The organism is Limnohabitans sp. (assembly GCF_044361645.1).
Classification (GTDB): domain Bacteria; phylum Pseudomonadota; class Gammaproteobacteria; order Burkholderiales; family Burkholderiaceae_C; genus Limnohabitans_A.
Genome location: NZ_JBIKIL010000164.1, coordinates 1 through 6810, shown reverse-complemented (window position 1 = coordinate 6810; position 6810 = coordinate 1). Strand labels below are relative to the sequence as shown.

Sequence of the window (6810 nt, the reverse complement as noted above, 5' to 3'; positions counted from 1 at the left end):
AAAGTATCGGAGTGTCCACATGGCACGCGTTTGCGACGTAACGGGCAAAGGCCCAATGACCGGGAACAACGTTTCCCACGCCAACAACAAAACCAAGCGCCGGTTCCTGCCGAACCTGCAATACCGTCGTTTCTGGGTTGAGACAGAAAACCGTTGGGTGCGACTGCGCGTCTCCAGCGCGGCTTTGCGCCTGATCGACAAAAACGGCATCGATGCCGTGCTCGCTGACCTGCGCGCACGCGGTCAAGCCTAAACCCAGAACATTAGGAGCTACACACCATGGCAAGCAAAGGCGGACGCGAAAAAATCAAGCTGGAGTCCACAGCGGGGACTGGTCACTTTTATACGACCAGCAAAAACAAAAAAACCATGCCCGAGAAGATGTCGATCATGAAGTTCGACCCCAAAGCTCGCAAGCACGTTCAGTACAAGGAAATCAAACTGAAGTGATTCGGTCTGGTTTCGACGAAAAAACCCGCCTCTGGCGGGTTTTTTGTTGCCTGATTTTTTCTTGCGCCGCATCTAACCTCCAGCAAAACGGTCAGCATGACAAAGTGCCCCAGTCTGTGGGAAAAAGCCCCACAGGCTCTGGCATGTGCAAAGGGCCCGCAGGCCCGGGACTAAAAAAAGGGCCCGCAGGCCCGGGACTAAAAAAAGGGCCCGCAGGCCCAGGACTAAAAAAAGGGCCCGCAGGCCCAAGACTAAAAAAAAGGGCCCGCAGGCCCAGGATTAAAAAAAGGGCCCGCAGGCCCAAGACTAAAAAAAGGGCCCGCAGGCCCTTGTGGCTCAACGCGCCCAGAACGGTGCTCAGGCGGTTTGGCGCACCGCACGCAACTTCACCGAGAAGTCGCGCAATGCCGCAATGCCACTGTCTTCAGCTCGGCGGCACCAGGCTTGCAGATCGGCCGCGAGTTGCTCGCGTGAATGCGAGGTGTTGAGCCAAATTTGGCTCAGCTCTTCACGCATTTGCACCATTTTGTCGAGCACCGGGCTGGCAGCGCGGGCTTGTTTGAGCAACGCTTGCGCGGCGGCAGGCACTTTTGCGGCATCCCGGTGCAACCAGCGCTTGGCCGTTTGCACGGCATCGGCATCTAGCTTGAGTTTGCCCGCCTCTTCTTGCAGCACGGTGCGCACATGGCGGGCGTAACCGGCCATGACTTCGTAGCGGTTGGCAATCAGGGCTTCCAGCGTCTTTTCGTCGGCCACCGGGCGAATGTCGCCGTAAGCCAAGCGGGGTGGGGTTTTTTTGACGGTGGCCAAACCCATGATTTCAAGGCTTCGGATGTACAACCAGCCGATGTCGAACTCGTAGGGCTTGACCGACAACTTGGCCGATGTGGGGTAGGTGTGGTGGTTGTTGTGCAACTCTTCGCCACCAATCAGGATACCCCAAGGTGAAATATTGGTGCTGGCGTCATGCGCCTCAAAGTTGCGGTAACCCCAAAAGTGCGCGGCGCCGTTGATGATGCCCGCAGCCGTGACCGGAATCCAAGCCATTTGCACCGCCCAGACCGTCAGGCCCAGGAAACCGAACAAGGCCACGTCAATGATCAGCATCAAGGCCACGCCTTGCCAAGAAAAACGGCTGTAGAGCTGGCGCTCAATCCAGTCATCGGGCGTGCCGTGGCCATAGCGTTTGAGGGTGTCCAGGTTTTTGGACTCTTTGCGGTACAGCTCTGCACCCGTGAACAACACGGTCTTGATGCCGTGCACATGGGGGCTGTGCGGGTCTTCGGCCTGCTCGCACTTGGCGTGGTGCTTGCGGTGAATGGCGGCCCACTCTTTGGTCACTTGGCCGGTGGTCAGCCACAGCCAAAAGCGGAAAAAGTGCGAGGGGATGGCGTGCAAATCCAAGGCGCGGTGCGCCTGGTGGCGGTGCAAGAAAATCGTCACGCTGGCAATGGTGATGTGGGTCAAACCCAGTGTGATCAGCACCATTTGCCACCAAGAAAAATCAAACAAGCCGAAACCCATCCAATGAATCACGGCATCCAAAAAAGCCTCGTCAGGCAGCATCATGAGATTTCTTTCTACATCAGCCTCAGGCGAGGCCATTGTTTGATTTTAAGTTTTACGGCTGCAAAAGGACAGCAGTTTTCAAACTGACCCCGAAGGAAGCAATTCGAAACCATTACTTTTTGACCCAAACCGCCGCAAAAAAACCATCGGTGGCGTGCCGATGCGGCCACAAACGCAAATAAAGGCCCGCCAAGGGGGCGTCGGCCTGGGGCTCAGCCACAGCTGCAGGCGAACACAGGCTGGCGGCATCAGGCACTTTGAGCCGCTCCAGCTCTTGGGCCACATTCAAAGGCACAAACTCAGGATGGGCCGCGCTGAAGGCCTGGGCGATGCGCTCGTTTTCTTCGGGCAACACACTGCAGGTGGCGTACACCAAGCGCCCACCTGACTTGAGCATGCGTGCCGCGCTTTGCAAGATGGCCGATTGTTTCTCGGTCAACTCTTGCACCGCTTGGGGCTTTTGCCGCCACTTCAAGTCGGGGTTGCGGCGCAAAGTGCCCAGGCCCGAGCAAGGCGCATCGACCAGCACGCGGTCGATCTTGCCGGCCAAGCGCTTGACGCGGTCGTCGCGCTCGTGCGCAATCGCCGCCGGGTGCACGTTGGACAGGCCACTGCGCGCCATGCGGGGTTTGAGCGCATCCAGGCGGTGGCCCGACACGTCAAACGCGTACAAACGCCCGGTGCTGCGCATGGACGCGCCTAGCGCCAGCGTTTTACCCCCTGCGCCAGCGCAAAAGTCCACCACCATCTCGCCCCGGTGCGCGTCGACCAACAAAGCCAGCAATTGCGAGCCTTCGTCTTGCACCTCAATCGCGCCCCGGGTGAAGGCGTCGGTTTTTTGCAGCGCGGGCTTGCCTTGCAAACGCAGGCCCCAAGGCGAGTAAGGCGTGGGCTCTGAAGCGATGCCCGCTTGGGCCAATTCTTTTTGCACCTCGCTGCGTTTGGCCTTGAGCATGTTGACGCGCAAATCGAGCGTGCCAGGCTGTTGCAAATGTTCCGCCAAAGCCCAAAAGTCGTCGCCCAATTGGGCTTGCAGGGCTTGCGCCATCCACTCGGGCAGGTTGTGGCGGTGCGGGGCCATCAGGGCATCGGCTGGAATGGCGTCGCAGGTGGCCAACCATTTCTTTTCGGTCTCGTTCAGGGCAGCGGCCAAAAAATCACGCGGGCCAAAAAAGCCCAAAATCGCCAGCTTGCGCTCTTTGGGGCCAGAGCCCGAGCGGGCCAACTGCTCGAACAGCAGCTTTTTGCGCAGCACCGCAAAAGCGGTCTCGGCCAGCGTGGCGCGTTCGCGGGGGCCCAGCGAGCGGTGTTCGCGGAAATAGCGCGACACCACCGCATCGGCGGGGTGTTCAAATTGAAGGACTTGCCTGACCAGATCGGCGCAGGCCTCTAAAAGGGCTTTTGGATGCATAGGGGGCGCATTGTCCCACCTCCTCCCCCTGTGAAAAAACACACAAGGAAAACCATGTCAGAAAATTTGCCACCCCTGCTTGAAACGCCACTGGGTTTGTACCGTCATTACAAAGGCGGCCATTACCGTGTGCTGGGCACCGTGCGCCACAGCGAAGACCTGCAGCCCATGACGCTTTACCAAGCCCTTTATGGCGAACAAGGCCTGTGGGTCAGGCCTGCGGCCATGTTTGCCGAGCTGGCCCAATTCAACGGGACATTTCAGCCGCGCTTTGAACGCATCGGAGATTAAGCCAAAAAGTGCGCCACGGCCTGGGGGTAGATCAGGTGCTCTTGACTGAGCACACGCACCGCCAAGGTGTCGGCCGTGTCACCCGGCAACACCGGCACCACCGCTTGGGCCAAGATGCCGCCATGGTCCAGCTCGGTCGTGACCTGGTGCACCGTGGCCCCCACAAACTGGCAGCCCGCGTCCAGCGCCCGCTGGTGCGTGTTCAGACCGGGAAAAGCGGGCAACAAAGAGGGGTGGATGTTGAGCAAGCGCCCGGCGTAGTGCGCGACAAAAGCGGGAGTCAAGATGCGCATAAAGCCTGCCAGCAACACCAGGGCGGGCGCATGCCGATCGATCTCGGCCATCAGGGCCGCATCAAAAGCGTCGCGATGGGCAAAGGCCTTGTGGTCCAGCACGGCGGTGGCAATGCCGTGCGCTTGGGCCAAGGCCAGGCCTTGGGCATCGGCCCGGTTGCTCAGCACGGCGGCCACCCGGGTGTTCAGGCGTTCAGCCCAACGGCCCTGCTCAGCGGCCCGCACGATGGCGGCCATGTTGGAGCCCGAGCCAGAAATCAAGATGACGATGTTTTTCATGAACGCCTGAATTATCTCTGCAGGCCTTGGGCATCCCCGCATTTGTCGCACCAAGGACAAACCCAAACGGCTGGCGCATGATAAAAAGCACGACCGTTTGATTTTGAGAGAACACCCCATGGATTTGGCATTCACCCCCGACGAACTCGCGTTCCGCGACGAGATCCGCAGCTGGGTCAAGGCAAACTTGCCCGCTGACATTGCCCAAAAAGTACACAGCGCCATGCGCCTGACACGCGAAGACATGCAGGCCTGGTCCAAGATTTTGGGCAAAAAAGGCTGGCTGGGCTGGGGCTGGCCCACGCAGTTTGGCGGCCCCGGCTGGAGCGCCGTGCAAAAGCATTTGTTTGAAGAAGAATGCGCCTTGGCCGGTGCCCCCCGCGTCGTGCCCTTTGGCCCGGTGATGGTGGCCCCCGTGATCATGGCCTTTGGCAATGCCGAGCAGCAACAGCGCTTTTTGCCCGGCATCGCCAGCGGTGAAGTGTGGTGGAGCCAGGGCTACAGCGAACCGGGCGCAGGCTCGGACTTGGCATCCCTCAAAACCCGCGCCGAGCGGGTGGGCGACAAATACATCGTGAACGGCCAAAAAACCTGGACCACCTTGGGCCAGTATGGCGAGTGGATTTTTTGCCTGGTGCGCACCAGCACCGAAGGCAAACCCCAAACCGGCATCTCTTTCCTCTTGATCGACATGAAGTCGCCCGGCATCACGGTGCGCCCCATCAAGCTGCTGGACGGCGAATGCGAAGTCAACGAGGTCTGGTTTGACAACGTCGAAGTGCCCGCCGAGAACCTGGTGGGCGAAGAAAACAAGGGCTGGAACTACGCCAAGCACCTGCTGGCCCACGAGCGCACCAACATCGCCGACGTGAACCGCGCCAAACGCGAGCTGGAGCGCTTAAAACGCGTGGCCAAAGCCGAAGGCGTGTACGACGATCTGCGCTTTCGCGACGAAATCGCCAAGCTCGAAGTCGACATCGTGGCCTTAGAGATGTTGGTGCTGCGTGTCTTGTCCGCCGAAAAATCGGGCAAAAACTCGCTCGACATTGCGGGCCTGCTCAAGATCAAGGGCAGCGAAATTCAGCAGCGCTACACCGAGCTGATGATGCAAGCCGCAGGCCCCTTTGCCCTGCCCTTCATCTTCGAAGCCATGGACGCAGGCTGGCAAGGCAACTTCCCAGGCGGCGTGGTGGCCAACGCGCCCTTGGCGGCCAATTACTTCAACATGCGCAAGACCACCATTTACGGCGGCAGCAACGAAGTGCAACGCAACATCGTCGCCCAGACAGTTCTGGGTTAAGGAGAGACACATGGATTTCGATTTTTCTGACGACCAAGAACAACTGCGCGACGCGGTGCGCAAATGGGTGGACAAAGGCTATGACTTCGAGCGCCGCCGCGCCATCGTGGCGGCCGGCGGCTTTGACCGCGACGCCTACACCGAGCTGGCCGAACTGGGCCTGACGGGCCTGTATGTGAGCGAAGACCACGGCGGTATGGGCATGGGCCCGACCGAAGCCATGGTCACCATGGAAGAGTTGGGGCGCGGCATCGTGCTCGAACCCCTGACCCAAACCTTGATTTCGAGCGCCACGCTGCAAACCCACGCCCCGACTGCGCTGCAAGCGGCATGGCTGCCGCGCATGGCGGCAGGCGAAGCCATCGTCGTGCTGGCGCAGCAAGAGCGCGGTGCCCGTTACCAACTGGAGCGCTGCGCAACAATTGCCACCGAATCGGGCGGTGCATGGACCGTGAGCGGCACCAAGAGCCTGGTGGCCATCGGTGACCAAGCCGACGCCTTCGTGGTGCCAGCCACCGTGAATGGCCAAATCGCTTTGTTTTTGGTGGAGCGCAGCGCCAACGGCGTGAGCACACAAGCCTATGGCACACAAGACGGCTCGCGCGCTGCCGAAGTGGTGCTCAAGCATGCCCCCGCGCAGCTGATCACGCTCAATGGCCTGAGCGCCTTGGAAGAAGCGGTGGACATCGGCATCGCCTGCACCTGCGCCGAGGCGGTGGGCGTGATGGACAAAACCTTGGCCATCACCGTGGACTACATGAACACGCGCAAGCAGTTCGGTGTGGCCATTGCCAGCTTTCAGGCCCTGCGCCACCGCGTGGCCGACATGAAAATGCAGCTGGAGTTGGGCCGCTCGATGAGCTACTACGCCAGCCTGAAACTGCATGCGCCCGCCGACGAGCGCCGCCGCGCCTTGGCCCGTGCCAAGTACCAGCTGGGCGTGTCCATGCGCTTCATCGGCCAACAAGCGGTGCAGCTGCATGGCGGCATCGCTGTCACCGACGAGTACATCGTGAGCCATTACTTCAAGAAATTGACGCAACTCGACATGACGTTTGGCGACAGCCTGCACCAGCTGGGCGAGGTGTCGGCCCGCATGCAAGAGACGGCAGGCGTCTTCGCCTGAAGGGAAGGTCCTGCGAACCGGAGCAAGGCGGGAGGGCGGCGCGGGTCGGGCGATGTGGCAAAGCGAAGCGCCTCTGAGCTCGGCCCGTGCC

Annotated in this window: 8 protein-coding genes; 5 read left to right on the top strand and 3 right to left on the bottom strand. The window is 60.4% G+C overall.

The features are described from left to right. Positions 1-19: 19 nt before the first annotated feature. Complete coding sequence (gene rpmB / locus ACIQ39_RS17950; RefSeq protein ID WP_026039317.1) at positions 20-253, top strand: 50S ribosomal protein L28; 234 nt, start codon at positions 20-22, stop codon at positions 251-253. A 26-nt stretch (positions 254-279) separates the two neighbouring features. Beyond that, on the top strand, positions 280-450 hold the full coding sequence (rpmG, locus tag ACIQ39_RS17945; protein ID WP_297722097.1) for a 50S ribosomal protein L33: 171 nt from the start codon (positions 280-282) through the stop codon (positions 448-450). Positions 451-807: 357 nt separating this feature from the next. Here rpmG and ACIQ39_RS17940 read toward each other — a convergent pair whose 3' ends face one another. Next, positions 808-2019, bottom strand: a complete 1212-nt coding sequence (locus tag ACIQ39_RS17940) for a fatty acid desaturase (protein WP_396435950.1) — start codon at positions 2017-2019, stop codon at positions 808-810. 112 nt (positions 2020-2131) lie between these two features. Next, positions 2132-3430 carry an RsmB/NOP family class I SAM-dependent RNA methyltransferase gene (locus ACIQ39_RS17935; protein ID WP_396435949.1) on the bottom strand — a complete coding sequence of 433 codons (1299 nt, stop codon included), beginning with the start codon at positions 3428-3430 and terminating at the stop codon, positions 2132-2134. 54 nt (positions 3431-3484) lie between these two features. Between ACIQ39_RS17935 and ACIQ39_RS17930 the strand changes: the two genes are divergently transcribed. Further along, the gene (locus ACIQ39_RS17930) at positions 3485-3721 is read left to right on the top strand and encodes a DUF1653 domain-containing protein (protein ID WP_396435948.1); all 237 of its coding nucleotides are present in this window, start codon (positions 3485-3487) and stop codon (positions 3719-3721) included. On the opposite strand, the gene purN is transcribed toward ACIQ39_RS17930, so the two are convergent. Next, entirely contained in the window at positions 3718-4293 is a 576-nt protein-coding gene (gene purN, locus ACIQ39_RS17925; RefSeq protein ID WP_396435947.1) for a phosphoribosylglycinamide formyltransferase, read from the bottom strand. The genes ACIQ39_RS17930 and purN overlap by 4 nt on opposite strands. A 118-nt stretch (positions 4294-4411) precedes the next feature. Here purN and ACIQ39_RS17920 point away from each other — a divergent pair, with 118 nt between their 5' ends. After that, the gene (locus ACIQ39_RS17920; RefSeq protein ID WP_396435946.1) at positions 4412-5593 is read left to right on the top strand and encodes an acyl-CoA dehydrogenase family protein; all 1182 of its coding nucleotides are present in this window, start codon (positions 4412-4414) and stop codon (positions 5591-5593) included. A gap of 10 nt (positions 5594-5603) precedes the next feature. Then, positions 5604-6719 (top strand): acyl-CoA dehydrogenase family protein, encoded by a 1116-nt coding sequence (locus tag ACIQ39_RS17915; RefSeq protein WP_396435945.1) that lies wholly within the window; start codon positions 5604-5606, stop codon positions 6717-6719. Positions 6720-6810: the final 91 nt, after the last annotated feature.

Coding starts and splice junctions, on each gene's coding strand:
- ACIQ39_RS17935 (WP_396435949.1), bottom strand. CDS start 3,430: ATGCATCCAAAAGCCCTTTTAGAGGCCTGCGCCGATCTGGTCAGGCAA.
- ACIQ39_RS17915 (WP_396435945.1), top strand. CDS start 5,604: ATGGATTTCGATTTTTCTGACGACCAAGAACAACTGCGCGACGCGGTG.
- ACIQ39_RS17930 (WP_396435948.1), top strand. CDS start 3,485: ATGTCAGAAAATTTGCCACCCCTGCTTGAAACGCCACTGGGTTTGTAC.
- ACIQ39_RS17920 (WP_396435946.1), top strand. CDS start 4,412: ATGGATTTGGCATTCACCCCCGACGAACTCGCGTTCCGCGACGAGATC.
- rpmG (WP_297722097.1), top strand. CDS start 280: ATGGCAAGCAAAGGCGGACGCGAAAAAATCAAGCTGGAGTCCACAGCG.
- ACIQ39_RS17940 (WP_396435950.1), bottom strand. CDS start 2,019: ATGATGCTGCCTGACGAGGCTTTTTTGGATGCCGTGATTCATTGGATG.
- purN (WP_396435947.1), bottom strand. CDS start 4,293: ATGAAAAACATCGTCATCTTGATTTCTGGCTCGGGCTCCAACATGGCC.
- rpmB (WP_026039317.1), top strand. CDS start 20: ATGGCACGCGTTTGCGACGTAACGGGCAAAGGCCCAATGACCGGGAAC.